This window comes from Streptomyces spinoverrucosus (assembly GCF_006539505.1).
Taxonomy (GTDB): domain Bacteria; phylum Actinomycetota; class Actinomycetes; order Streptomycetales; family Streptomycetaceae; genus Streptomyces; species Streptomyces spinoverrucosus.
In genome coordinates this window covers 1-24,768 of record NZ_BJND01000095.1, presented here as the reverse complement: position 1 = coordinate 24,768, position 24,768 = coordinate 1, and the positions used below count along the sequence as shown (strand labels likewise).

General features: G+C 69.8%; 19 protein-coding genes and 1 pseudogene. 4 read left to right on the top strand and 16 right to left on the bottom strand.

The annotated features are described in order from the left end of the window. Window positions 1-117 (top strand): annotated as a pseudogene (purU, locus tag SSP24_RS44615) (formyltetrahydrofolate deformylase); the annotation flags it as partial. A gap of 113 nt (window positions 118-230) precedes the next feature. Continuing rightward, window positions 231-1,028, top strand: coding sequence for an IclR family transcriptional regulator (locus SSP24_RS39100; protein WP_141315501.1), 798 nt, complete (start codon window positions 231-233; stop codon window positions 1,026-1,028). Here SSP24_RS39100 and folP read toward each other — a convergent pair. The 10 genes from folP to SSP24_RS39050 form a co-directional block, all read right to left on the bottom strand. Next, the gene (gene folP, locus SSP24_RS39095; protein ID WP_229865910.1) at window positions 1,016-1,978 is read right to left on the bottom strand and encodes a dihydropteroate synthase; all 963 of its coding nucleotides are present in this window, start codon (window positions 1,976-1,978) and stop codon (window positions 1,016-1,018) included. The two genes, SSP24_RS39100 and folP, sit on opposite strands and share 13 nt — an antisense overlap. 107 nt (window positions 1,979-2,085) lie before the next feature. After that, window positions 2,086-2,688, bottom strand: a complete 603-nt coding sequence (locus SSP24_RS39090; protein WP_141315499.1) for a sarcosine oxidase subunit gamma — start codon at window positions 2,686-2,688, stop codon at window positions 2,086-2,088. Further along, window positions 2,681-5,968, bottom strand: a complete 3,288-nt coding sequence (locus SSP24_RS39085) for a sarcosine oxidase subunit alpha family protein (protein WP_141315497.1) — start codon at window positions 5,966-5,968, stop codon at window positions 2,681-2,683. Before SSP24_RS39085 ends, SSP24_RS39090 begins: the two co-directional genes overlap by 8 nt. 12 nt (window positions 5,969-5,980) lie before the next feature. Next, the gene (locus SSP24_RS39080; protein ID WP_141315496.1) at window positions 5,981-7,213 is read right to left on the bottom strand and encodes a sarcosine oxidase subunit beta family protein; all 1,233 of its coding nucleotides are present in this window, start codon (window positions 7,211-7,213) and stop codon (window positions 5,981-5,983) included. A 22-nt stretch (window positions 7,214-7,235) separates the two neighbouring features. Then, on the bottom strand, window positions 7,236-8,096 hold the full coding sequence (locus SSP24_RS39075; protein WP_141315494.1) for a bifunctional methylenetetrahydrofolate dehydrogenase/methenyltetrahydrofolate cyclohydrolase: 861 nt from the start codon (window positions 8,094-8,096) through the stop codon (window positions 7,236-7,238). A 13-nt stretch (window positions 8,097-8,109) separates the two neighbouring features. Next, a complete protein-coding gene (locus tag SSP24_RS39070) occupies window positions 8,110-10,548 on the bottom strand; it encodes a GcvT family protein (protein WP_141315492.1) in 2,439 nt (812 codons plus the stop codon). A 194-nt stretch (window positions 10,549-10,742) separates the two neighbouring features. After that, window positions 10,743-11,711, bottom strand: coding sequence for an ABC transporter substrate-binding protein (locus SSP24_RS39065; protein ID WP_141315490.1), 969 nt, complete (start codon window positions 11,709-11,711; stop codon window positions 10,743-10,745). Window positions 11,712-11,722: 11 nt separating this feature from the next. Beyond that, entirely contained in the window at window positions 11,723-13,723 is a 2,001-nt protein-coding gene (locus SSP24_RS39060; RefSeq protein ID WP_141315488.1) for an ABC transporter permease, read from the bottom strand. After that, the gene (locus tag SSP24_RS39055) at window positions 13,723-14,808 is read right to left on the bottom strand and encodes a quaternary amine ABC transporter ATP-binding protein (protein WP_141315486.1); all 1,086 of its coding nucleotides are present in this window, start codon (window positions 14,806-14,808) and stop codon (window positions 13,723-13,725) included. Before SSP24_RS39055 ends, SSP24_RS39060 begins: the two co-directional genes overlap by 1 nt. Window positions 14,809-14,828: 20 nt before the next feature. After that, window positions 14,829-16,298, bottom strand: coding sequence for an aldehyde dehydrogenase family protein (locus tag SSP24_RS39050; RefSeq protein WP_141315484.1), 1,470 nt, complete (start codon window positions 16,296-16,298; stop codon window positions 14,829-14,831). A gap of 218 nt (window positions 16,299-16,516) precedes the next feature. Between SSP24_RS39050 and purU (SSP24_RS39045) the strand changes: the two genes are divergently transcribed. Then, complete coding sequence (gene purU, locus SSP24_RS39045) at window positions 16,517-17,389, top strand: formyltetrahydrofolate deformylase (RefSeq protein ID WP_141315482.1); 873 nt, start codon at window positions 16,517-16,519, stop codon at window positions 17,387-17,389. Between the two features lie 77 nt (window positions 17,390-17,466). On the opposite strand, the gene SSP24_RS39040 is transcribed toward purU (SSP24_RS39045), so the two are convergent. The 3 genes from SSP24_RS39040 to betA are packed head-to-tail and all read right to left on the bottom strand — an operon-like array spanning window position 17,467 to window position 20,832. Continuing rightward, window positions 17,467-18,309 (bottom strand): alpha/beta fold hydrolase, encoded by an 843-nt coding sequence (locus tag SSP24_RS39040; protein ID WP_141315480.1) that lies wholly within the window; start codon window positions 18,307-18,309, stop codon window positions 17,467-17,469. Window positions 18,310-18,322: 13 nt separating this feature from the next. Continuing rightward, window positions 18,323-19,159 carry a methylenetetrahydrofolate reductase gene (locus SSP24_RS39035; protein ID WP_141315505.1) on the bottom strand — a complete coding sequence of 279 codons (837 nt, stop codon included), beginning with the start codon at window positions 19,157-19,159 and terminating at the stop codon, window positions 18,323-18,325. A 2-nt stretch (window positions 19,160-19,161) separates the two neighbouring features. Next, entirely contained in the window at window positions 19,162-20,832 is a 1,671-nt protein-coding gene (gene betA / locus SSP24_RS39030) for a choline dehydrogenase (protein WP_141315478.1), read from the bottom strand. Between the two features lie 202 nt (window positions 20,833-21,034). Here betA and SSP24_RS39025 point away from each other — a divergent pair, with 202 nt between their 5' ends. Beyond that, window positions 21,035-21,781, top strand: a complete 747-nt coding sequence (locus tag SSP24_RS39025) for an IclR family transcriptional regulator (protein ID WP_141315503.1) — start codon at window positions 21,035-21,037, stop codon at window positions 21,779-21,781. A gap of 1 nt (window position 21,782) precedes the next feature. Here the strand turns inward: SSP24_RS39025 and SSP24_RS39020 are convergent, their stop codons facing one another. From SSP24_RS39020 to SSP24_RS39010, 3 genes are all read right to left on the bottom strand, one after another. Further along, entirely contained in the window at window positions 21,783-22,913 is a 1,131-nt protein-coding gene (locus SSP24_RS39020) for an aromatic ring-hydroxylating oxygenase subunit alpha (protein WP_141315476.1), read from the bottom strand. 149 nt (window positions 22,914-23,062) lie between these two features. Further along, complete coding sequence (locus SSP24_RS39015) at window positions 23,063-24,226, bottom strand: NAD(P)/FAD-dependent oxidoreductase (RefSeq protein ID WP_141315474.1); 1,164 nt, start codon at window positions 24,224-24,226, stop codon at window positions 23,063-23,065. Continuing rightward, the gene (locus SSP24_RS39010) at window positions 24,223-24,585 is read right to left on the bottom strand and encodes a bifunctional 3-phenylpropionate/cinnamic acid dioxygenase ferredoxin subunit (protein WP_141315472.1); all 363 of its coding nucleotides are present in this window, start codon (window positions 24,583-24,585) and stop codon (window positions 24,223-24,225) included. Before SSP24_RS39010 ends, SSP24_RS39015 begins: the two co-directional genes overlap by 4 nt. Between the last annotated feature and the right edge of the window lie 183 nt (window positions 24,586-24,768).

The window sequence follows — 24,768 nt, the reverse complement described above, 5'->3', positions numbered from 1 at the left end:
GACGAGCTGGTCACCATCCGCCGCGACGTCGAGGCTCAGGTACTCGCCCGTGCCGTCGAGTGGCACAGCGAGAGCCGCGTGCTGGTGAACGGACACTGCACCGTGGTCTTCCGCTGACGAGCAGGCAGCCCTAGGGTGCGGAGAGGCCATCGGCGTCAAGCGCCCAACCGGCCCTTTGCCGAGTCACTGTGGCCCCTCCGCGCACACCGAGGATTGCGTATAGTTGCGCTATGAGCAACTACGCCGCAGATAGCGAAACAGCGGGTACGGCGGTGAGCGGTGTGCAGTCCGTCGACCGCGCCGTCACCGTCCTGGAGATCCTCGCCCAGCGCGGCGAGGCGGGCGTCAGCGAGGTGGCCGCCGAGATCGACGTACACAAGTCGACCGCCTTCCGTCTGCTCGGGGCACTGGAGGCGCGCGGCCTGGTCGAGCAGACGACCGAGCGGGGCAAGTACCGGCTGGGCTTCGGGATCGTGCGCCTGGCCGGCGCGGTCACCGGCCGCCTCGACATCACCCAGCAGGGCCGCCCGGTGTGCGAGCGGCTCAGCGAGGAGATCGGCGAGACCGTCAACATCGCAGTCCTGCAGGAGCACTACGCGGTCAACCTGTATCAGGTACGCGGCCCTGGCGCCGTCGGCACCCACAACTGGGTCGGTCAGCTCACTCCCGTGCACGCCACGTCCAGCGGCAAGATCCTCCTGGCCCACCTCTCGGAGAAGGAGCGCGCCGACGTGCTCGCGGCTTCGGGTACGCAGAAGCTGACGCCGCACACCCTGCCCTCCAGGGCAAAGCTGGAGAAGAATCTCGCCGAGGCGCGGGAGCGGGGGTACGCGGTGGCGCTGGAGGAACTGGAGATCGGGTTGCACGCCATGGCCGCCCCGATCCGCTCCCGCGACGGCGAGGTGATCGCCGCCCTCAGCGCCTCGGGCCCCACGTACCGATTCACCGAGGAACGCATGCACGAGCTCGCACCCGTGCTGATCAAGGGCGCGGAGGAGATCAGCCGCCGGATGGGCTATCTGGGCTGAGGCTCCACGGGGGCGCTCAGCGCAGCGGCGACCGCGCCGGCGCCGCCCCGATTGCCTGCCGCCTCGACGCCCCAGCGGGCCGTCACGCGTACCGCGTCGGCCGTGGAGGCGACGTCGTGCACGCGCAGGCACCAGACGCCCTGCGCGGCGGCGAGCACGGACACGGCGGTGGTCGCGGCATCGCGCAGCCGCGCGGGGCGGGGTTGTCCCGTCGTCCGGTCCGCCAGCAGACTGCCGAGAAACGACTTTCGTGAAGCGCCCACAAGCACCGGGTGGCCCAGGGCCATGACGTCCCCGAGGCGCCCCAGGATCTCCCAGTTGTGGTCGGGCGTCTTGGCGAAGCCCAGGCCGGGGTCGACGACCAGACAGCCGGGCGGTATCCCCGCCTCCAGCGCGGCGTCGATCCTGAGGCGCAGTTCGTCGAGCACATCGGTGACGACGTCGTCGTAGACGGCGTTCGCCTGCATGCCGGCGGAGTGTCCACGCCAGTGCATGACGACGTACGGCGTCCCCGCCCGGGCCATCAGCGGCAGCATCACGGGGTCGGCGAGCCCCCCTGAGACGTCGTTGACCAGCCGCGCACCCGCGTCCAGCGCGCGTGCGGCGACCTCGGCCCGCATGGTGTCGACACTCACGATCGCGCCCGCGGCGGCGAGTTCCCGGACGACGGGCAGGACCCGCCGCAGTTCCTCCTCGACCGGCGGGCGTGTCGCGCCGGGGCGGGTCGACTCGCCGCCCACGTCCACGATGTCCGCGCCCTGTTCGAGCAGCGCCAGCCCGTGCGCGACGGCCGCGTCCGCGGCGAACGACAGCCCGCCGTCGGAGAACGAGTCCGGGGTGACGTTCACGACGCCCATGACCAGCGTCCGGCCGGGCCGCGGCAGCCCGTGTGGGTGGATGCCGGGCGTGCCCGGGTGGGGAGAGGTGGTGGCGTGAGCCGTGACGGTCACAGGAGTCCAGCCTTCGAACGTACGACGATGAGGTACTGCGCAAAGCCCTGTGGGAGCCCCTCGGCGGAGCTCCCACTGGAGTGACGGGACAACCCCGTCCATGGTGATCAGACGTATTCCGTCGCCGCGTCGAGCAACCAGTCCGCCAGATAGCCGGCGAACGTCGAGCGCACCAGGACCCAGAACCCGGCCCTCGGATCGTCCCGGGCGACCAGGACGACCTGTGTGCGGCCCAGTGTCGTCTGGGCGCAGCGTCCGGGGCCGAAGGCCCGCGGGTGCAGGTCCAGCGAGCAACCGTGCGCCAGCAGGTCATGGGCGCGCGGGCCCGTGACCAGGAGCGTGGTGCGCTGCGCGGAGACGTCGATCACGGAGACGAACTCGTCGCCCGCGGCCTGACGGATCCGGCTCTCCAGGTCCCGCTCGCTGCCCGGCGGTCCCACCAGCAGCCACTCGTCCGGGCCGAGCCACAGCGCGGTCAACTCCCCGGCGCGGACCACGGTGTTCGGCTGGAGCGGCAGTTGCAGGTCCAGGGCGAGCCCGACGGCTTCCGCCGCCGCTCCCTTGGCGTCCATGCGCACGTTGAGCTGGGCCAGGAAGGGGAGTTCGGCCAGCCGGATCGCGCCCCCGGACGTACGTGTCGCGGCGGCCAGGTGGTCCGCGACCTGTGACAGGGGGCTGCGGAGCGGGGCGGTAAGGGCGGTCTCAGCCATCGCGGCGGGCTCCCTCGGGGTCGTAGAGGACGGGGCTGGCGACAGTCACCGGGATCAGCTGGTCGCCCACGGGGGCGTACAGCCGCTCGCCGATGCGGTCCCGGCCGCCCTTGATCAGGGCGAGCGCGAACGTCCGGCCGAGGGCGGCGCTGCGGTAGCTGGACGTCACATGGCCGAGCATGGGGACGGGCGGGGTCGGCAGCACACCCTCGGCGACCAGATGGGTGCCCTCCGGGAGGAAGGTGCCCGGGTCCTCGGGGAGCAGGCCGACCAGGTGCTTGCGGTCGGGGCGGGACGTGTCGGCGCGGGCGAAGGACCGCTTGCCGATGAAGTCCGGCTTCTTCTTCGACACCACCCAGCTCATGCCGAGGTCCTGGGGGGTGACGGTGCCGTCGGTGTCCTGGCCGATGATCGGGTAGCCCTTCTCGGCGCGCAGGACGTGCATGGTCTCCGTGCCGTACGGGGTGATGCCGTAGGGGGTGCCGGCCTCGTACACGGCCTCCCACAGGGCGAGGGCCCGCCACGGTGACACGTTGATCTCGTAGGCGAGCTCGCCGGAGAAGCTGATGCGGCAGACCCGGGCCTCGATGCCCGCGACGGTCGTCTCCCGCCAGGCCATGAACGGGAAGTCGTCGTTGGCCACGGCGAGTTGGGGTGCGAGCGCGGCGAGGACCTCGCGGGATTTCGGGCCGACCAGGGCCACCGTGGCCCACTGCTCGGTCACGGAGGTGCAGTGGACCTTCAGTTCGGGCCACTCGGTCTGGAGCCACTCCTCCATCCAGTCGAGTACGGCGGCGGCGTTGCCCGTCGTCGTGGTGACCAGGAAGCGGTCCTGGGCTACGCGGATGACGGTGCCGTCGTCGAAGACCATGCCGTCCGGGCGGCACATGACGCCGTAGCGGATCATGCCGACCTTCAGGGTGCTCATCATGTTGGTGTAGAGCCGGTCCAGGAAGACGCCGGCGTCCGGGCCCTGTACGTCGATCTTGCCGAGAGTGGAGGCGTCCATGAAGCCCACGCTCTCGCGGGTCGCCCGGCACTCGCGCAGCACGGCGGCTTCCATGTCCTCGCCGTCCTGCGGGTAGTACCAGGGGCGCTTCCACTGGCCGACGTTCTCGAACAGGGCGCCGTGCGCGACATGCCACTCGTGGATGGCGGTCGTGCGGACCGGGTCGCTCAGGGCGCCTCGGTCGCGGCCCGCGAGGGCGGCGAAGGAGACCGGGGTGTACGGCGGGCGGAAGGTCGTCGTGCCAAGCGCCGAGATGTCCACGCCGAGGAGTTCCGCGACGACGCCGCCGGCCAGGACGCCGGAGGTCTTGCCCTGGTCGTTGGCGGTGCCGGCCGTGGTGTAGCGCTTGGTGTGCTCGACCGAGCGCAGGCCGGCGCCGGTCGCGCGGGCCAGGTCGTCGACGGTGACATCGCGCTGGAGGTCGACGAAACGGGGGCCTTCCGCGTCGCCCGGGACGACGTACACGTGCATCGGCGGCGTCTGCCGCGGCTGTGCGGGCACGTCCGGGAGGCGCGGTGCCTCGGGCGTGTAGCCCTTGGCCTCGACGGCGCGGGCACCCGCGGCGGCACCCTGTGCCAGGACGGTGGCCGGGTCGAGGACACCGCTCGCGCTGCCGACGACCTCGACCGCCTGACGGGTGGCGTCGGGGACGAAGGAGCCCAGCGTGTCGTCGTAGCGCAGCTTGCCGCCCGACTGGCTGAACAGGTGCGCCACCGGGTTCCAGCCACCGGAGACCAGCAGCAGGTCGGCGGCGAACTCCCGCCGCCCCGCGGACTCTCCGTACGGCGCGACGGTCACCGCGGTGAGGCGGGCCTCGCCCTCCGTGCCGATGACGGCGTGGCCGGGGAGGACTTCGATGCCGACTGCTCTTGCGCGGTCCGCCCACTCCCCCGGTTCGGGGCGGGTGTCGACGATCGCCGCGATGGACAGGCCTGCCGAGGCCAGGTCCAGCGCCGCCGCGTACGCGCTGTCGTTGGTCGTGAAGACGACCGCGTGTCGGCCGGGCAGGGCGCCGTGGCGGTTGACGTGGGTGCGGGCCGAGGAGGCCAGCATCACGCCGGGGCGGTCGTTGTTCGCGAAGGCCAGGGAACGCTCGTGGGCGCCGGTGGCGAGGACGACTCGGCGGGCGCGGATGCGCCAGACGCGTTCGCGGGAGACGTTCTCGGGGGCGTCGGCGCCGAGGTGGTTGGTGCGGCGCTCGACGGCGAGCAGGTGGTTGTCGTCGTAGTAGCCGAAAACGGTGGTGCGGGGCAGGACGCGGACCTCGGGGGCGGCGTCGAGCTGCTCCGTCACCTCCCGCACCCAGTCGAGGTGTTCGGCCGTGCCGATGAGGCTGCCGCCGGGTTCCGGCTGGTCGTCGGCGAGGATGACGCGGGCGCCGCTGTTCGCTGCCGCTGCCGCTGCCGCGAGGCCGGCCGGGCCGGCGCCCACGATCAGCAGGTCGCAGTGGGCGTGTACGGCGTCGTAGCGGGCGGGGTCCGGTTCGGTGGCGAGGCGGCCCTGGCCGGGGAGGCTGCTGGCGACCAGGCCGTCGTAGAGCTCGACGGTCGTCGCGGGGAGCATGGGCTCCGGGAAGGGCTCCTCGATCTGGATGACCGCGTTGGGCTCTTCGACGCCGGCGGAGAAGATGCCTCGGGGGCGGCCGAGCTTGATGCTGGTGCCGGCCTGGATGACGCCGTTGGCGAGGAGGGCGGAGGCGAGGGTGTCGCCTCGGTAGCCCTGGTATTCGGTGCCGTCGAAGGTGAAGGTGAGGAGAGCTCCGCGGTCGATTCGGCCCCGGGTGCTGTGGCGGAACAGCTGGGTTGCGCCCCCGCCGCCCCTACCCGTCCCGTCCTCCAGGGGCTCCGCCCCTTCGACCCCGGCGGGGGCTTCGCCCCCTGCACCCCCGCGAGGGCTGTTTTTCGGCTGCGGGTAGGTGGGGGCTGGTCGCGCAGTTCCCCGCGCCCCTTCTGGGGCTGCCGCCCCAGACCCCGCTGAGAACACCGGCCTCGGCTCAAGAGTCGCCGGGCGTTCCTCTCCCGTCCTGTACACCGCCAGGATCTCGTTCGTCGACGTGTCCCGTACCGCGTTGAACCAGTGGCGGCAGCCCGCCGCGTGGCTCCAGCGCTCGGCGAAGGGGCCCTTGGGGTTGTCGCGGAAGAAGAGGTAGCGGGCCCACTCCTCGTCGGAGAGGGACGCCGGGTCCTCCGGGTAGGGCACGTGGGCCTGGCCGCCGTAGTGGAACTCGGCCTCGTCGCGGGGCCCGCACCACGGGCAGGGGATGAGCAGCATTGGTTCGGCTCCCTAGTGGGCCACCGCGGCCGCGCCGTGCTCGTCGACGAGCGCGCCGGTGGTGAAACGGTCGAGCGAGAAGGGGGCGTTGAGGGCGTGCGGGGTGTCGTTGGCGATGGTGTGGGCGTAGACCCAGCCGACGCCGGGGGTGGCCTTGAAGCCGCCCGTTCCCCAGCCGCAGTTGAGGTAGAGGTTGTCGACGGGGCTGAGCCCGATGATCGGTGAGGCGTCGGGGCTGACGTCGACGATGCCGCCCCAGGTGCGGAGCACATGCGCACGGGCGAAGACCGGGAACAGCTCCAGGGCCGCCGACATCTGCTCTTCGATGATGTGGAAGGCGCCGCGCTGGGTGTAGGAGTTGTACGCGTCGATGCCCGCGCCCATCACCAACTCGCCCTTGTGGGCCTGGCTGACGTACACATGGACCGCGTTGGACATCACGACCGTCGGGTGTACCGGCTCCAGGAGTTCCGAGACCAGGGCCTGCAACGGGTGGCTCTGAATGGGGAGTTCGATGCCCGCCATGGCGGCGAGGACCGAGGTGTGGCCCGCCGAGCAGAGCGCGACCTTGCCGGCCGCGATGGGGCCGAGGCTGGTCTGGACTCCGACGACGCGGTTGCCGACCACGTCGAGGCCGGTGACCTCGCAGTTCTGGATGATGTCGATGCCGGCGGCGTCAGCCGAGCGGGCCAGGCCCCAGGCGACGTGGTCGTGCTTGGCGATGCCGGCGCGCGGCTGGTAGGTGGCGCCCAGGACCGGGTAGCGCACGTCCTGCGAGATGTTGACGATCGGGCAGACTTCCTTGACGCCGTCCGCGTCGAGCCACTCCGCGTCCACGCCGTTGAGGCGGTTCGCCTCCACGCGGCGCACGCTGTCGCGGACGTCCTGGAGGCTGTGCGCGAGGTTCAGCACGCCGCGCTGGGAGAACAGGATCGGGTAGTCCAGCTCCTCCGCCAGTCCCTCCCAGAGCTTGAGGGCGTGCTCGTAGATGCCGGCGCTCTCGTCCCACAGGTAGTTGGAGCGGATGATCGTGGTGTTGCGGGCCATGTTGCCGCCCGCGAGCCAGCCCTTCTCCAGCACCGCGACATTGGTGATGCCGTGGTTCCTGGCGAGGTAGTGCGCGGTGGCCAGGCCGTGTCCGCCGCCTCCGACGATCACCACGTCGTACGACCGCTTGGGCTCGGGATTGCGCCACAGCCAGTCGGGGTGGTCGGGGAGGTCGGCGCCGGGGGTGCGGGGGCTCATCGGACGTCTCCGTTCAGCACGTTCATACGGTGTTCGCGTTCCTCTCGGCAGCCTCGACGACGTTGGCGAGCAGCATCGCTCGGGTCATGGGGCCCACTCCGCCGGGCATGGGGGCGAGCCATCCGGCGACCTGCGCGGCGTCCGGGTGTATGTCGCCGATCAGGCCCTCGTCTGTGCGCGTGATGCCGACGTCCAGGACCGCGGCGCCGGGGCGCAGCATGTCCTTGGTGATCAGCCCGGGTGAGCCTGCGGCCGCGATGACGATGTCCGCCTCGCGGACGTGCCACGCCAGGCCCTTGGTGCCGGTGTGGCAGAGCGTCACGGTGGCGTTCTCGGAGCGGCGGGTGAGGAGGAGGCCGATCGGGCGGCCGACCGTGATGCCCCGGCCGATCACGCACACCCGGGCACCCGCGAGGGGTACCTCGTGGCGGCGGAGCAGTTCGACAATGCCCCGCGGGGTGCACGGCAGCGGGGCCTCCACGCCCAGGACGAGCCGGCCGAGGTTGACGGGGTGCAGGCCGTCGGCGTCCTTGGCCGGGTCCATGCGTTCCAGTACGGCGTTGGCGTCCAGGTGGCGGGGAAGAGGGAGCTGGACGATGTAGCCGGTGCAGGCCGGGTCGGCGTTGAGTTCGTCGATGACGTCCTCGACCTGCTGCTGCGACGCGTCGGCCGGCAGGTCCCGGCGGATGGAAGCGATGCCCACCTGCGCGCAGTCGCGGTGCTTGCCGGCAACGTAGGCGTGGCTGCCGGGGTCGGCGCCGACCAAGACGGTGCCGAGGCCCGGCGGGCGGCCGTCCGTGGTGGTCAACTTGGCCACGCGCTCGGCGAGTTCGCGGCGGATCTCGGCGGCGGTCGCCTTGCCATCGAGTGTCTGCGCTGTCATCGTCTTCCCTCGGTCAGCCACGGAGGCGGGACATGGTGGGGTCGAACAGGGGTTCCTCGGCGACGACGGCCTCGATGCGCTGGTCGAAGTAGCCGATCTGCAGGGGCGTGCCGGGGGTGGCCAGCTCGGCCGGGAGCCAGGCGTAGGCGATGCCCTTGTCGATGGTGTAGCCGTAGGCGGCGCTGGTGACGTAGCCGACCGCTCGGTCACCGTCGTACACCGGCTCCTTGCCCAGGACGACCGCATGCGGATCGTCGATGGTGAGGCAGGTCAGCCTGCGCCGTACGTTCTCCTTGCGGCGCTCCAGTGCGGCCTTGCCGATGAAGTCGTCCTTGTCGAGCTTGACGGCGAAGCCGACGCCGGCCTCGTAGGGGTCGTGCTCGTAGGTCATGTCGGTGCCGAAGGAGCGGTAGCCCTTCTCCAGGCGGAGGCTGTTGAAGGCGCCGCGGCCCGCGATGACGCCGCCGAGGGGCCCCGCCGCCTGCCACAGGGTGTCCCACAGTTTCAAGCCCTGGTCGGCGGTGGTGTACAGCTCCCAGCCGAGTTCACCGACGTACGACAGGCGCATCGCCGTCACCGGGACGCTGCCGATGTAGGCGCGCTTGGCGCGGAAGTACTTCAGGCCGTCGCTCGAGAAGTCCTCGTCCGTCAGGGGTTGCAGGACCTTGCGGGCGAGCGGGCCCCACAGGCCGATGCAGCAGGTGCCCGGGGTGATGTCGCGGACCTGGACCGTGCCGTCGGCCGGGAGGTGGCGGCTGAACCAGTCGAGGTCGAGGTTGCCGTTGGCGCCGACCTGGAAGAGGTCGCGGGCCAGGCGGGCGACGGTGATGTCGCTGCGGATGCCGCCGTCGTGGTCGAGGAGCAGGGTGTACGTCACCGAGCCGACGGACTTGGCGACCTTGCCGGTGCACAGGCGCTCCAGGAACGCGGCGGCTCCGGGGCCGGTCACCTCCAGGCGCTTGAGGGCCGTCATGTCGTACATCGCGACGGTCTCGCGGGTGGCCTGTGCCTCGGCGCCGACGATGGGCGACCAGAACTGCGCGGCCCAGTCGTTCGGGGTGGGGATGGAACGGCCCTCGACCAGCTTCACGTTGGCCTCGTACCACTGCGGGCGCTCCCAGCCGTTCGCCTCCAGGAAGAAGGCGCCGTGCTCCTGCTGGCGGGCGTGGAAGGGGCTGGTGCGGATCGGGCGCGGGTCGCCCGAGGGCTGGAGCGGGTGGAGGATGTCGTAGACCTCGACGAAGTTCTGGCAGTCGCGGGCCAGGACGTACTCCGGGGACAGCTGGTGCGGCTCGAAGCGGTTGACGTCGCACTCGTGCAGGTCGAAGGACGAGCAGTGCCCGTCGACCAGCCATTCGGCCATCGCCCGGCCCACGCCCGCGGAGTGGGTGACCCACACGGCCTCGGCGACCCAGAAGCCCTTGACGTCCGGGGACTCGCCGAGCAGCGGGAAGTTGTCGGTGGTGAAGGAGAAGAGGCCGTTGATGCCCTCCTCGATCTTCGCCTCGCGCGTCGCCGGGAGGAGGGACTGGGTCTCGGTCCAGGCATCCTCGAAGTCCTCCTCGGTGAACTTCAGGATCGACGGCATCTGGTCGGCCTCGTCCACGGAGAGGATGTCGTCCGCGGAGATCGGCATCGGACGGTGGCCGTAGTAGCCGATGCCCAGGCCGTCGAAGCGGTCCCGGTAGTAGAGGTCGGCGTCCTGGTGGCGCAGGATCGGGCGGACCGCCTCCTCGGTCTGGCCGGCGAGGGCCGGGACGGGGCCGGTCCAGGCGAGCTGATGGGCCAGCGGGGTCAGCGGGAGGTTCATGCCGACCATGCGGGCGATCTTCGGGCCCCAGATGCCGGCGCAGCACACGACGATGTCGGCTTCCAGATCGCCCTGGTCGGTACGGACACCCGTCACCTCGCCGTCGGCCCGGAGGACGTCGAGGACCTCGTGGCGGGCGAGGAAGCGTACGCCGCGCTCGGTGGCCCGGCGGATCTGCGCCTCGACGGCGAGGACCGCCTTGGCGAGGCCGTCGGTCGGGACGAGGAGGCCGCCGAGGACCTTGTCACGGTCGACCAGCGGGTGCTTCTCGACGCACTCGTCGGCGGTCAGGATCCGCGACTCGATGCCCCAGGCGGTGATCCAGCCGTGCCGGCGGTGCAGTTCGGCGAGGCGCTCCGGCGTGGTCGCCACCTCCAGTCCGCCGACCTGAAGGAAACAGGGCTTGCCGTCGACGTCGAGGGAACAGAACTTCTCGACGGTGTAGCGGGCCAGCTCCGTCATGGTCTTCGAGGAGTTCGTCTGGAAGACCAGGCCAGGGGCGTGCGAGGTCGAGCCCCCGGTGGCCGGGAGCGGCCCCTGGTCGACCACGGTCACCTCGGTCCAGCCCCGCGCCGAGATCTCGTCCGCGAGCGCCGCGCCGACGACTCCCGCTCCGATGATGACCACACGCGGTCCCGCCATCGCCGCACCTCCGGTTGAGTTGCTTTCTACGCAACGTGATTCAGGTTGCGCAACTCAATGTGCCTGCCGTGCAGGTGGGTGTCAAGAGGTCCGGTGACGTCGGAGAACGCACTGGAAAACGGCCTGGAAAAACAGGAATGCCCGGCGGGTGGCGCGCGTCCGTGCGCACCACCCACCGGGCATCCGTGAAGGGCCTACTTGATCCAGGCCTCCACCTTGTCCCGGTTGGCCTCGACCCACTTCTTCGCCGCGGCCTCGGGGGTCATCTTGTCCACCGCGATGTACTTGGCCACGATGTTCTGGTCGTCGTTGGTCCAGGTGAAGTTCTTGACCAGGTCATAGGCCGGGCTGCCCGACTCGGCGAACTTCTTGCTGACGATCTTGTCCAGCTTGTACACGGGATAGTCGCAGTTCACCTTCTCGGCGTCGGCGTCGCAGCCCTCCTTGTACTCGGGCAGCTTGACCTTCTTCAGCGGCACCTCGGACATGAACCACTGCGGCTCGTAGAAGTAGCCGATCACCCATTCCTTGTCCTTCTCCGCCTTGCGGAAGGCCTGGATGAGGGCGGTCTCGCTGCCCGCGTACACCACCTTGTAGTCCAGCTTCAGGTTCTTGACCAAGGCCTCGTCGTTGGTGACGAACGACGGGTCGCCGTCGAGGAGTTGGCCCTTGCCACCGGACTCGGACGTCTTGAACTCGGCCGCGTACTTGTTGAGGTTGTTCCAGTCGAGGATGTCCGGGTGCTCCTTGGCCAGCCACGGCGGCACGTACCAGCCGATGAGGCCTTCGTTGCCGGTCGGGCCGGCGTCGACGGCGGTCTTCTGGTCGGTGATGTACTTCTTCTTCAGGTCGTCGTGACCCCAGTTCTCGACGACGGCGTCGACCTCGCCCGTCCCGAAGCCCTGCCAGGCGATCTCTTCCTTCAGGTCCTTCTTGGTGACCTTGCAGCCGAGGTCGTTCTCCGCGACGTACGCGATGACCGCCGCATTGGCCTCGTAGCCCACCCACGGGTTGACGGCGAGGTTGAAGGTGCCGCACTTGCCGGAGCTGCCCGAGCCGCCCGCGTCCGAGGAGCTGTCACCGACCTTCGCGCCGCCGCAGGCGGTGAGGGTAAGGCCGAGGACCGCTATGCCGGCCGCTCCGGCTCGCCAGTGTCTTGCCATGGTGGTGCTCCTTATGCGCTGGTGCGGCGAGCCGCTGCCTGAGTGATCCGGTCGAACATGACTCCGAGAAGGACGATGGCCAGCCCCGCGGCGAGCCCCTTCCCGTACAGCTGTCCCTGCGAGAAGCCGGCCACGACGTCGTAGCCGAGGGCGCCCGCGCCTACGAGGCCGCCCACCACAACCATCGACAGCACGTAGATCAGGCCCTGGTTGGTGGCGAGAGTCAGGGCGCCGCGCGCCATCGGCAGCTGGACCTTGGTGATGATCTGCCAGGTGTTGCACCCGGCCGAGGTGGCCGCCTCCACGGTGGTGGCGGGCACGTTCCGCACCCCGTCCGCGATGATCTTCATGGCGACGGGGGCCGCGTAGACGACGGCGGCGACGATGGCCGTGAAGCGGGTCGCGCCGAACAACGCGAGGAACGGCACGAGATAGACGAACGGCGGCATGACCTGGGCCGCGTCCAGGGACGGGCGCAGGACCCGGTCCACGAGCGCGCTGCGTCCCATCCACACGCCGAAGACGATGCCGAGCAGCATCACGAGCACCGTGGCGACGACGGTCGACGCCAGCGTCGTCATGCTGTCCGACCACACTCCGGTGCCGACCAGCAGGCCGACGCACACGGCCGTGGTGAGGCCGGCGCGCCGGCCGCCGAGGACGGCGCCGAGCGCGATCAGGGCGGCGCCGACGAGCCACCACGGGGAGTCGGTGAGCAGGGTCTGGAACGGGTTGAGCAGACCGTTGGTGAGGGCATCGCGGAAGGCGTTGGTGATGCCCGACAGGTTGTCCTGCGCCCAGGTGGTCACGGTGTCGGCCCCGCTCGAGATGGCGCTGCCGATGCCTCCCTCGCCGGGGAACTCCGCCGCCCATACATAGGTGTGCGAGAGGTGGATCAGAACCGCCGTGGCCGCCGCACCCGCGCCCAGCAGCGGGCGCCGCCAGGTCAGGAAGCGGTTCTTCGAACCCCGGGCCGCCTCCTCGCGTCCGCTCGCCGCGGTGGTGACCCGGTCCAGCACGATCGCCATGACGACGATGGCGAGGCCCGCGTTGAAGGCCGTGCCGACGTCGAGCGACTGCAGCGCCTGGACGACGGTCTTGCCGAGGCCGGGCGCGTCGATCAGGGCGGCGATGGTCACCATGGCCAGGGCGGCCATGATGGTCTGGTTGACGCCCATCACGACGGTCCGCTTGGACATCGGCAGCAGGACCTTCATCAGGGACTGCCGGCGCGTGGCACCCAGCGAGTCGGCCGCCTCGACCGTCGTCTCCGGTACGGAGCGGATGGCGTGCGCGGTGATGCGGATCGCGGGCGGTGCCGCGTAGATCAGGGTGGCGATGGTGGCGGAGGCCGGGCCGATGAGGAAGAACAGGGTCAGCGGGGCCAGATAGACGAAGGTCGGCATGGTCTGCATGAAGTCCAGGAAGGGCGTGACGATCCGGTTGAACCGGTCGGACAGCCCCGCCCACACACCCAGCGGGATGGCGAACAGCAGCGCCACGAAGACCGCGGAGAGGGTGAGCGCCAGGGTGTCCATGCTCTCCTGCCACAGGCCCTGCAGGCCCAGGAAGGTGAAGCCGGCCACCGCCAGCAGCGCGACCCGCCAGTTGCCCACGGCCCAGGAGACATAGCCGGCGATGCCGACGACACCGAGCCAGCCGATCTGCGGGACGGGGCGGTCGGCGGAAGGCTGTGAGATCAGCTCCTGCACGAAGGTCACCAGGGTGTCGATGACCAGGCGGATCTCGTTGAAGAAGTACAGGAACAGCGGGTTGGAGTTGCGGTTCGCGCCGATCGAGTCGTTGACGTCGTTGAACCACCGGTGCAGATCGGTGAGATCGGCCGCTGCCAGGGCGAGGGTCTGCTTTCCGCGCAGTACGGCGAACAGCACCAGCCAGACGACCAGGATGGCGCCGACCACCATGGACCGGCTGACCTTGCGTGTCTCTTTGACAGGAGCGGCCGGCTCGGCTGTCCGCGTCTTCTCAGGTTTCTCGACGGCGACGGTCATCACGCGCCGCCTTCCTGCCCGGCGACCACCGCGAGGATCTCCTCGTCGCCGACGATGCCGAGCAGCTCACCGTTCTCCACGACCTTGACCGGCTTGTCGGCCGCGAGCACCGCCCGGGTGGCCTCCTTCACCACGACGTCCGGGCCCAGCTCGGGACCGTCCAGTGCGTCGCCGTCCTCCAGAGGCCGCATGATCCATCGCAGGGTGAGCACGTCGCCGCGCGGCACGTCCTTCACGAACTCGCGCACATAGTCGTCCGCCGGGGCGCCCACCAGTTCGTCACCGGTGCCGCACTGGACCATCTTGCCGTCGCGCATGATCAGGATGCGGTCGCCCAGCTTGAGGGCCTCGGAGAGGTCGTGGGTGATGAACACCATCGTCTTGCCGACCTCGTGGTGCAGGCGGATGACCTCGTTCTGCATGTCGCGGCGGATCAGCGGGTCGAGCGCCGAGAACGGCTCGTCGAAGAAGAGCACGTCCGGATCACCGGCCAGCGCCCGGGCGAGGCCAACGCGTTGCTGCATGCCGCCGGACAGCTGGTCGGGGTAGGAGTTCTCGTAGCCCGCGAGGCCGACCAGCTCGACGACCTCCTGGGCCCGCCTGATGCGCTCGGCCCTGCCCATGCCGCGGATCTCCAGACCGAACGCCACGTTGTCCACGACGCGACGGTGGGGCAGCAGACCGAAGTGCTGGAAGACCATGGAGAACTTGCGGCGCCGCAGATCGCGCAGGCGCTTGTCGTCCGCCTGACGGATGTCCTCGCCCTCGAAGACGATCTCACCGGCGGTGGGTTCGATCAGCCGGGTCAGACATCGCACCAGCGTGGACTTGCCCGAACCGGACAGGCCCATGACGACGAAGACCTCACCGGGCGAGACGTCGAAGTGCACATCACGTACGGCCGCGGTGCATCCGGTGCGGTCCATGAGCTCGCGGCGGGTGAGCCCGCACAGCTCCTCGGAGTCCGGCACCTGGTCGGCCTTCGGTCCGAACACCTTCCACAGCCTGCGCACGGAGATGACCGGGGTGGAGCCCGAGTCCTGGGACGTGCCGCGCCGCTGCGGCACCTCGGTCTGTGTGGTCACGTTCGACCTTCTTTCGGCGTTCAGCCGCGGAACCAGTGCTGCGGCCGGGGTTGGATGTTCTGCCAGATGTGCTTGGGCTCTCGGTACTCGTTCAGGCCGGTCGGTCCCAGCTCCCGGCCCACGCCCGAATGCCCGAAGCCACCCCATTCCGCTTGCGGCACATAGGGGTGGTAGTCGTTGATCCACACCGTGCCGTGGCGCAGCCGCCGGGCGACCCGCTGGGCCCTGCCCGCGTCCTGTGTCCACACGGCTCCGGCGAGTCCGTATTCGGTGTCGTTGGCGATGCGTACGGCGTCGTCCTCGTCGGTGAAACGCTCCACGGTGAGGACGGGCCCGAAGGACTCCTCGTGCACGACGCGCATGTCCTGCCGGCACTCGTCGAGCACGGTGGGCAGGTAGTAGTGGCCGTCTCCCAGCGCCGGGTCGTCGGGCCGGGCGCCGCCGCAGCGCAGTACGGCGCCTTCGGCGAGGCCTGCCGCGACGTATGCCTCGACCTTCTCCAGGTGCTGTGCGGAGATCAGCGCACCCGTCTCGGCGTCGGGGTCGAAGGGGCCGCCGAGGCGGATCTGCCGGGCGCGGCGGACGACCTCGTCGACGAAGCGGTCGTGCAGGGAGTCCTCGACGATCAGCCGGGCGCCTGCCGAGCAGACCTGGCCCGAGTGCAGGAAGACGGCCGTGAGGGCGAAGTCCACGGCCGTCTCGAAGTCGGCGTCGGCGAAGACGACGTTGGGATTCTTGCCGCCGAGCTCCAGCGCGACCTTCTTCACGGTCGCGGCGGCGGTGGCCATGATGCGCTTGCCGGTCTCCAGGCCTCCGGTGAAGGAGACCATGTCGACGGCCGGGTCCTCGGAGAGCGGTGCGCCCACCTCGGGCCCGGTCCCCAGGACGAGGTTCGCGGCGCCCGCCGGGAGCCCGGCCTCCTCCAGTGCCTTCATCAGCAGGATCGAGGTGGAGGGGGTGAGCTCGCTGGGCTTGAGGACGATCGTATTGCCGACGAGGAGCGCGGGGGCGACCTTCCAACTGGCCTGCAGCAGCGGGTAGTTCCAGGGGGTGATCAGCCCGCACACGCCGACCGGCTCATACACGACGCGGCTTACGGCGTCGTCGCGACCGGTGTCGATCACCCGGCCGGCGTCGGTGCCACCGAGCCCGCCGTAGTAGCGGAAGCAGGAGACGACATCGGCGATGTCGTACTCGCTCTCCACCAGCCGCTTACCGGTGTCCAGGGACTCGGCGCGGGCGAATTCCTTGGCGTCACGCTCGATGAGATCGGCGGTGCGCAGCAGCAGCGCGCCACGCTCCCGCTCGGAGGTTCCCGGCCAGGGCCCCTCGTCGAAGGCGCGGCGGGCCGCGGCGATCGCCGCCTCGGTGTCGGGGCTTGTCGCCTCCGAGACGGTCGCCGCGAGCGTGCCGTCAGCGGGACATCGGATCTCCCGGTGCCCGCCGGCCACCGGGTCCCGCCATTCGCCATCCACGTACAGGTCTGCCACGCGCCGAGCCTTTCAACCGAAATTCGTTGCGCATCGTGCACCCGATTGCTTGTGGTGGAACACCCTGGCGAATGTCCAGACAGACGTCAAGAGGTTGGCCGATGACGATTTGGCCAGGCGATCCCTTACCCGGCCACCCTTGACCGCAAGCGGCACCGACCCGACCATGTTGCGTATCGCTCATCATGTTGTGCAATGCGCACCAACGGAGGCCGCTTATGTCCCCTCGACCGCAACCTGGCCGTGAGTACGTCCTCACCCTCTCCTGTCCGGACAGCGCCGGACTGGTCCACGCCGTGAGCGGCTTTCTCGTCAGGAACTCCGGAAACATCCTGGAAAGCCAGCAGTTCGATGATCGACTTCAGGGCCGTTTCTTCATGAGGGTCCACTTCGACGTTTCCGATCCGAACGCCGATCTGGAAAAACTGCGTTACCGGTTCGGTCCGGTGGCCCAGGCGTACGGCATCTCCTGGACCCTGAGCGAGGCGGCCACGCCGACCCGGACGCTGATCATGGTGTCCAAGTTCGGCCACTGCCTGAACGACCTGCTCTTCCGCCGGCGCACCGGCGCCCTCAACATCGAGATCCCTGCGATCGTCTCCAACCACCGGGACTTCGAAGGGCTCGCGGAGACGTACGGCATCCCCTTCCACCACGTCCCGGTGACCAGGGACACCAAGCCCGAGGCCGAGGCCCGACTGCTGGAGCTCGTGCGTGAGCTGGACATCGACCTGGTGGTCCTGGCCCGCTACATGCAGATCCTCTCCGACGACCTCTGCAAGGAGCTGGAAGGCCGCGCCATCAACATCCACCACTCCTTCCTCCCGAGTTTCAAGGGCGCGCGCCCCTACGAGCAGGCCTACCGGCGCGGAGTGAAGCTCGTCGGCGCGACGGCGCACTATGTGACGCCGGACCTGGACGAGGGCCAGATCATCGAGCAGGACGTGGTCAGGGTGGACCACTCCCTCGATCCCGGCGACCTGGTCACGGTCGGGCGGGACGTGGAGGCACAGGTGCTCGCGCACGCGGTGAAGTGGCACAGCGAGAGCCGCGTGATGGTGGACGGCAACCGCACGGTGGTCTTCCGCTGAGCCGCACGTACAGGGGGGCGGGACCGGATTCCGGTCCCGCCCTTGTCGTATACGGCGCCGGGCGCGCCGCGCCGCGGTCACCGCTGCTGCTGCAGGAACGCGATGAGTGCGCCCGTCAGTTCCGCGGGGGCGTCCTCCTGGACGAGGTGGCCCGCACCGGCGATCGGTTCGAAGCGCGCGCCCGGGACGAGAGCGACGAGCTCACGCCCCTTCGCCACGGGGATCCAGGTGTCGTCCACACCCCAGCAGACGAGCACAGGGATGCCGATCTCGCCGTACCGGCCCTGGATCTCGTCGGTGTGGCGCTGGTCGGCCTGGGCGATCTGCCGGTAGAAGGCCGCTTGTCCGGGGCCGTCCAGCCAGGGCTCGACAAGCCGGTCGAGGACCGCGGGATGCAGGCCCGGACTGCTGGCGGAGCCGACGTACTCACGCACCAGGGCGGCGTGGAGCGCCGGCGGTAGCCGCTCGAAGACCTCGGAGTGCTCGCCGAGGAGCCGGAAGGACGGGGACCCCCACGGTGCCAGTGCGACGGGATCGACCAGGGCGAGGGCCCGGTAGCGGGCGCCGTGCAAGAGGTGGGCCCGCAAAGAGACCGCACCGCCGAAGTCGTGGGCGACGACGAGCGGTTCCTCCAGGCCCCAGTGACTCAGCAGCTCCGTGAAGACCCGGCCCTGCGCGGCCAGGGACACGTCCTGGCCCGTGGCCTTCTCGGAGGTCCCGTAGCCGGGCATGTCCCAGACGAACACCTGATGGTGACGGGTGAGCGAGCGGGCGACGGCACGCCAGACGTACGAGGAAAAGGGAGTGCCGTGCAGAAGGACGACCGGCGGGCTGCCGGACTGCCCCAGCCGGTCCCAGCGGACGTCACCCGATGTGCTGGTCAAGGTTCGGGTCAGGTTCCAGTCGGTGTCGAGTGCCATCCCTCTCCTGGGTTCAGCCGCCCAACCGGTCCAGCAGCGCGCGGCGCCACCGTTCCGTCTCGGCGATCTGGTTGAACGTGAAAAGGTGTAGGCCTGCCACCCCCGCCGAAGGGGCGGTGAGAGCCTCCTCCGTGCGGGACAGCAGCCGTTCGGGTGCATACCCTCCGGGGGCCGCGAAACGCACGAACCACGAGGTGTGCTTCGTGAGGAAGCGCGTCGACTCCCCCACGCCGATCTTCGTCGCCATGGCCAGCAGCTTCGCCCGCTGCACGGGCCCCGCGACGCCCACGTACACGGGCAAGGTGACGTCCCGGCGCCGTATACGAGCGATCCACTCCCCCAGCACCCGCGGGTCGAAGCAGAGGTTGCTCACGAGGTACGTGGCGTGCTCGCGCTTGTCCCACATCGCCTGGATGGTGACGTCGTCGTGGATGAGGGGATGGCTCTCGGGGTAGCCGGTGACGCCGACGTGAGCGAAGGGCCTGCCCAGCTCGCTCAGCCTGCGCAGCACCGGCAGCGCCCCGTCGTAGACCCCGGCGGGCGGGTCGGCGTCGCCGGCCGGGACGAAGACGTCGTCCACGCCCGCCTCGCGCAGCCGGTCGACCACCTCCTTCAGGTGCGCGTCGTCCCGCAGCAGCCGCGCCGGCACGTGCGGGACGACCCGGTAGCCGTGCGCGGCGAGCCTGGCCGCAAGGTCGAGGGTCGGCTCCAGGCCCTTGACCGGCGACGCCGTCACGGTGACGACGACGTCGCGCGGGACATGGGCGAGGACCTTGTCCTCGGTCGCCTTCGCGGGCAGCACCTCATAGCGGACGCTCTCCAGCAGCGCCTGGAGCCCTGCGGTGCCCAACGTCACCCCGCCTGCTTCTGGGCGTCGCGGTGGCGGTAGTACGCGGCCTTGGACGGCGCCAGCGGTTGCTTGCCGAGGATCAGGTCGGCGGCCTTCTCGGCGATCATCATCACCGGGGCGTAGATGTTGCCGTTGGTGACGTAGGGCATCACCGACGCGTCCACCACCCGCAGGCCCTCCACGCCGCGCACCCGCATGCTGGTCGGGTCGACGACGGACATCTCGTCGGTGCCCATCTTGCAGGTGCAGGACGGATGCAGGGCGGTCTCGCCCTCCTTCGCGACCCAGGCGAGGATCTCCTCGTCCGTCTCCACCGACGGTCCCGGTGAGACCTCTCCGCCGTTGTACGGGGCGAGTGCGGGCTGGTTGAGGAGCTTGCGGGCGACGCGGATCGCCTCGACCCACTCGCGGCGGTCCTGCTCGGTGGAGAGGTAGTTGAAGCGCAGGGCCGGGTGCTCGCGCGGGTCCTTGCTCTTGATCTTCACCGAGCCGATGGCGTCGGAGTACATGGGTCCGACGTGCACCTGGTAGCCGTGGTCGCCGGCGGGTGACGAGCCGTCGTAGCGGACCGCGACCGGCAGGAAGTGGAACATCAGGTTGGGGTAGTCGACGTCCTCGTTGCTGCGGGCGAAGCCGCCGGCCTCGAAGTGGTTGGTCGCCGCCGGGCCCTTCCTGAACAGCCACTGCAGGCCGATGAAGGGGGCGCGCCACTTCGCCATGTACGGCTGCATGGAGACGGGCTGCTTGCAGGCGTACTGGACGTAGACCTCCAGGTGGTCCTGCATGTTCTCGCCGACGCCCGGGAGGTCGTGGACGACCTCGATGCCGAGGGCGCGCAGTTCCGCCGCGTTGCCGACGCCGGAGAGCTGGAGCAGTTGCGGTGAGTTGATGGCGCCGCCGCAGAGGATCACTTCCCGGGCGCGGACCTGCTGGAGCGCGCCCCGGCCGCGCTGGAACTCGACTCCGACGGCACGCTTGCCCTCGAAGAGGACGCGCGTGACGAAGGCGCGGGTCTTGACGGTGAGGTTCGGCCGCTTCATCGCGGGCTTGAGGTACGCCTTCGAGGCCGAGAGCCGCCGTCCGCGATGGACGTTTCGGTCGAACCTGGCGAAACCCTCCTGCCGGTAGCCGTTGACGTCATCAGTCGGCGCATAGCCCGCCTCCTGGGTCGCTTTGAGGAAGGCGCCGAAGAGGGGGCTGGTCGCCGGGCCGCGCTCCAGGACGAGGGGGCCGTCGTGGCCTCGGAACTCGTCGTCCGGGTCGGCCGCGAGGCAGTTCTCCATCCGCCGGAAGTACGGCAGACAGTGCGCGTGGTCCCAGGTCTCCATGCCCGGGTCGGCCGCCCAGCGCTCGTAGTCCATGGGGTTGCCGCGCTGGAAGATCATGCCATTGATGCTGCTGGAGCCGCCCAGCACCTTGCCGCGCGCGTGGTAGATGCGCCTGCCGCCCATGTGGGGCTCGGGCTCGGACTCGTACTTCCAGTCGTAGAACCGGCTGCCGATCGGGTAGGTCAGCGCCGCGGGCATGTGGATGAAGACGTCCCACGGGTAGTCCGACCGGCCCGCCTCCAGGACCAGCACCCGGTTGGCCGGATCAGCGGAGAGTCTGTTCGCCAGCGCACTGCCGGCCGAACCGCCTCCGACGATGACGAAGTCGTACTGCACAGGAGCCATGGTGCCTCGTCTCGCTCGCGCCGTAGATGTGCGAGGCATGCTAAACCCGGTCGCGCCATACGCACCAGGTTGCGGAAAGCGCAACTTCCAACATCTTGGTTTCGATCCTGTTACTTGCAGGGGCGTTGTTTACTACGCGTATAGTTTCACTGTGAGCAACTACAGCCCTGATACAGAAACGTCGAATTCGCAGGCAGGCGGCGTGCAGTCGGTCGACCGCGCCATCAGCGTCCTGGAGATCCTCGCCCAGCGTGGCGAGGCGGGCGTCAGCGAGGTGGCGGGTGAGATCGATGTGCACAAGTCCACCGCCTTCCGCCTGCTCGGTGCCCTGGAGGCACGCGGTCTGGTGGAGCAGGCCGGCGAGCGCGGCAAGTACCGGCTCGGCTTCGGCATCGTCCGCCTGGCAGGCGCGGTCACCGGCCGTATCGACATCACCCAGCAGGGCCGCCCGGTCTGCGAGCGCCTCGCCGAGGAGATCGGCGAGACGGTCAACATCGCCGTCATGCAGGAGCACTACGCGATCAACCTGTACCAGGTGCGCGGCCCGGGCGCGGTCACCGCGCACAACTGGGTCGGCCAGCTGACGCCGCTGCACGCCACGTCGAGCGGCAAGATCCTGCTGGCCCATATGCCCGCGAAGGAGCGCGCCGCGCTGCTGTCCGCCGTCGGCATGAAGAAGGTCACCCCGCACACCATCACCGCGAAGACGAAGCTCGAGAGGAACCTCGCCGAGGCGCGGGAGCGGGGCTACGCCTTCACCCTGGAGGAGCTGGAGATCGGTCTGCACGCCATGGCCGCGCCGGTCCGCAACCGGGACGGCGAGGTCATCGCGGCGCTGAGCGCCTCCGGGCCCGCATACCGGTTCACCGAGGAGCGCCTGCACGAGCTCTCCCCCGTGCTGCTCAAGGGCGCCGAGGAAATCAGCCACCGGATGGGCTACCTGGGCTGAATCACCCCTGAGGGGTACCGAGGCGCTCGTTCACCCAGTCGTGGAAGGCGCCGATGTGGTGCTCACTGGGCACCAGCACGCCACCCTTGGCATACATGCGGGAGCTCATTCCGGGCTGCGTGCGCTCGCAGGCGTCGAAGTCCTGCTGATTGACCCGGTGGAAGAGTTCCACGGAACGGCTGACGTCCTTGCCGCTCTCGACGACGTGCGGGAGGTAGAGCCAGTCGCACTCGACGATCGTGCGGTCCACGGACACCGGGTACATCCGGTGGAAGATCACATGGTCGGGCACGAGATTGATGAACACCTGCGGCTTGGCGGTGATCGCGTAGTAGCGGCGGTCCTGGTCCTCCGCGACCCCGGGAATGCGGTCCAGGCCCTCGGAGCCGTCGACGGTGAAGCCCTGGACGCCCTCACCGAACTCGGCACCGTGGCCGACGTAGTACTGGGCGGCGTAACCGTCCGCGAACTCCGGGAGCACCTCGGTGAGCTCGGGGTGGATGGTGGCGCAGTGGTAGCACTCCATGAAGTTCTCGATGATGAGCTTCCAGTTCGCCTTCACGTCGTAGACGATCCGCTTGCCGACGGAGAGGTTCTCGATGCCGTAGCGCTCGATCGACTCGACGTCGCCGAGGCGGGCGACGACCTCACCGATGACGTCCTCCTCGAAGGAGGGCGGGTTCTCGGCGAGGCAGACCCAGACATAGCCGAGCCATTCGCGTACGGCCACGCTCACCAGGCCGTACTCGGTGCGGCCCACGTCGGGCATCTTGGTGAGGTTGGGCGCCGCGACGAGCTTTCCGTTCAGGTCGTACGTCCAGGCGTGGTACGGGCACTGGAAGGCCCGCTTGACCTCGCCGGTCTCCTCGGTGCAGAGCTTGGCTCCGCGGTGCCGGCAGACGTTGAAATAGGCACGGATCGAGTTGTCGCGGGCCCGGGTGACGAGGATGCTCTCGCGGCCCACGTCGACGGTGCGGAAGGCACCGGGCTTCGCCAGCTCGGAGGCGCGCGCGACGCAGAACCACATCGTCTCGAATATGCGCTCCTGTTCCTGGGCGAAGATCCCCGGGTCCGTGTAGGAGGAGCCGGGGAGGGTGGCGATCAGGCTGTCCGGCAGGCTGGTCGAGGTCACGGTGCACTCCTCGGGAGAACGTCGTGGAGGGGTCATTCACGCGCCGGGAAGAGCGACTCCGGACGGCGTTGTGTATGGGGCAACGCTGCGTGCTCTACGCAACGGCAGCATGGGATGCCGCTGGGGCGGTGTCAAGATGCGGGGCGGTGTCAGGATGCGGTGGCGGCGAGTTGCTTGCGCCAGCGCGTGAACAGCCGCGGCTGGTTCATCCCGAGCACGGCGACCGGGTTGCCGGCCCGCCGGTAGACGGCCAGAAGGTCGCGGTCGTCCGCGGCGCCCGCCTCGATGGACACACTGTCCGCGCCGGCCGCGTGACCGGCGAACTGGATCTTCACACCGTACTGGTCGGACCAGAAGTACGGCGGCCGGGGCACGCCCGGTTCCACCGCACCGCCCGCCAGCAGCGTGGCGACGGCGGCGTCGGGGCGCTCCCGCGCACCGGTCCAGTGCTCGACACGGCGATGGAGGCCCGCGCGCGGGTCGTACCAGTTGGCGCAGTCGCCGACCGCGACCACGCCGGCCAGGCTGGTACGGCCGTCCGCGCCGCACTTGACGCCGTTGTCGAGAACGACGCCGGAACCTTCCAGCCACTCGACGTTCGGGCGGGCACCCACACCGACAACGACGATGTCGGCGGGGACGCTGCGGCCGTCCTCCAGCAGGACGGCGTCGACACGCGTCTCCCCGCTCAGGCCCTTGACGCCCACACCACACTCCAGTCGTACGCCGTGGTCGGCGTGGAGGGCGGAGACGACGGCACCCATGGTCTCGCCGAGCGGCCCGGCGAGCGGTGTCGGGGCCGCCTCCACGACCGTCACGTCGAGTCCGAGGGCGTATGCGGTGGAGGCGACCTCGGCTCCGATGAAGCCTCCGCCGATCACCACCAGGCGTCCGCCGCGGGCCAGTTCGTCCCGCAGAGCGCGGGCGTCGTCCAGAGTGCGCAGCGTGTGCACTCCGGCCAGGCCCTCGGACCCTGGGAGAGTGCGCGCCGCGGCGCCGGTCGCGATGACGACCCCGTCGGCCGGCACCTCCCGTCCGTCGCCGAGCCGGACGGCACGCCGCGCGTGGTCGAGTCCGGTGGCGCGGACGCCGAGCAGCCACTCCGCCCCAAGGTCCTCGTCGTCCGTCTCCAGGGCGAGTTCGGCCTCGCCGAGAGTGCCGGCCAGGAACTCCTTGGACAGCGGGGGCCTGTCGTACGGGCGGTGGAGCTCGTCACCGATGAGGACGAGTCGCCCGTCGTAGCCCTGCTTGCGCAGCGAGCGCGCCGCCGACAGGCCGGCCAGTGAGGCGCCGACCACGGCGACGGTCCTCACGCGGGACCCCCGGCGAGCCGGGCCGAGATGCAGGGCGGCAGGTTCGGCGCGTCGGTGGACAGCCGGACGTAGATCATGCCGTCCTCGACGACGACCTCGTGCGTCCGCACCGGGAGCTTGGCCGGCGGGGCGTCGACCGCCCCGGTCCTCAGGTCGAACTTGGAAGCATGCAGCGGGCATTCCACCTCGCAGCCCTCCAGCCAGCCGTCGGCGAGCGAGGCGTCCTGGTGGGTGCAGGTGTCGTCGATGGCGAAGAGCTCGCCGTCGTCGGTGTGGAACACCGAAACCGGCGGATCGATGTCGAGCCGGTGGGCCTCGCCTCGCGGTAGATCCTCGAGACGGCACGCGGGAATCATCATGACACCTCGGTGCGTATAACGAAACGGATTGCGGTAAGCGCAACATCAGTCTGAGGTCGCCCAGAACCCTTGTCAAGGCGTCCAGAGGGCGCACTGGGCCGTGGATTTCGTTGCACTAAAAGAAACTCAACCCACATAGAGCAACAGAAGCCCGCCGTGTCGGCTCGCGATGACCGCGAGCCG

Coding starts and splice junctions, on each gene's coding strand:
- SSP24_RS39100 (WP_141315501.1), top strand. CDS start 231: ATGAGCAACTACGCCGCAGATAGCGAAACAGCGGGTACGGCGGTGAGC.
- SSP24_RS39090 (WP_141315499.1), bottom strand. CDS start 2,688: ATGGCTGAGACCGCCCTTACCGCCCCGCTCCGCAGCCCCCTGTCACAG.
- SSP24_RS39085 (WP_141315497.1), bottom strand. CDS start 5,968: ATGCTGCTCATCCCCTGCCCGTGGTGCGGGCCCCGCGACGAGGCCGAG.
- SSP24_RS39080 (WP_141315496.1), bottom strand. CDS start 7,213: ATGAGCCCCCGCACCCCCGGCGCCGACCTCCCCGACCACCCCGACTGG.
- SSP24_RS39075 (WP_141315494.1), bottom strand. CDS start 8,096: ATGACAGCGCAGACACTCGATGGCAAGGCGACCGCCGCCGAGATCCGC.
- SSP24_RS39070 (WP_141315492.1), bottom strand. CDS start 10,548: ATGGCGGGACCGCGTGTGGTCATCATCGGAGCGGGAGTCGTCGGCGCG.
- SSP24_RS39065 (WP_141315490.1), bottom strand. CDS start 11,711: ATGGCAAGACACTGGCGAGCCGGAGCGGCCGGCATAGCGGTCCTCGGC.
- SSP24_RS39060 (WP_141315488.1), bottom strand. CDS start 13,723: ATGACCGTCGCCGTCGAGAAACCTGAGAAGACGCGGACAGCCGAGCCG.
- purU (WP_141315482.1), top strand. CDS start 16,517: ATGTCCCCTCGACCGCAACCTGGCCGTGAGTACGTCCTCACCCTCTCC.
- SSP24_RS39040 (WP_141315480.1), bottom strand. CDS start 18,309: ATGGCACTCGACACCGACTGGAACCTGACCCGAACCTTGACCAGCACA.
- betA (WP_141315478.1), bottom strand. CDS start 20,832: ATGGCTCCTGTGCAGTACGACTTCGTCATCGTCGGAGGCGGTTCGGCC.
- SSP24_RS39010 (WP_141315472.1), bottom strand. CDS start 24,585: ATGATGATTCCCGCGTGCCGTCTCGAGGATCTACCGCGAGGCGAGGCC.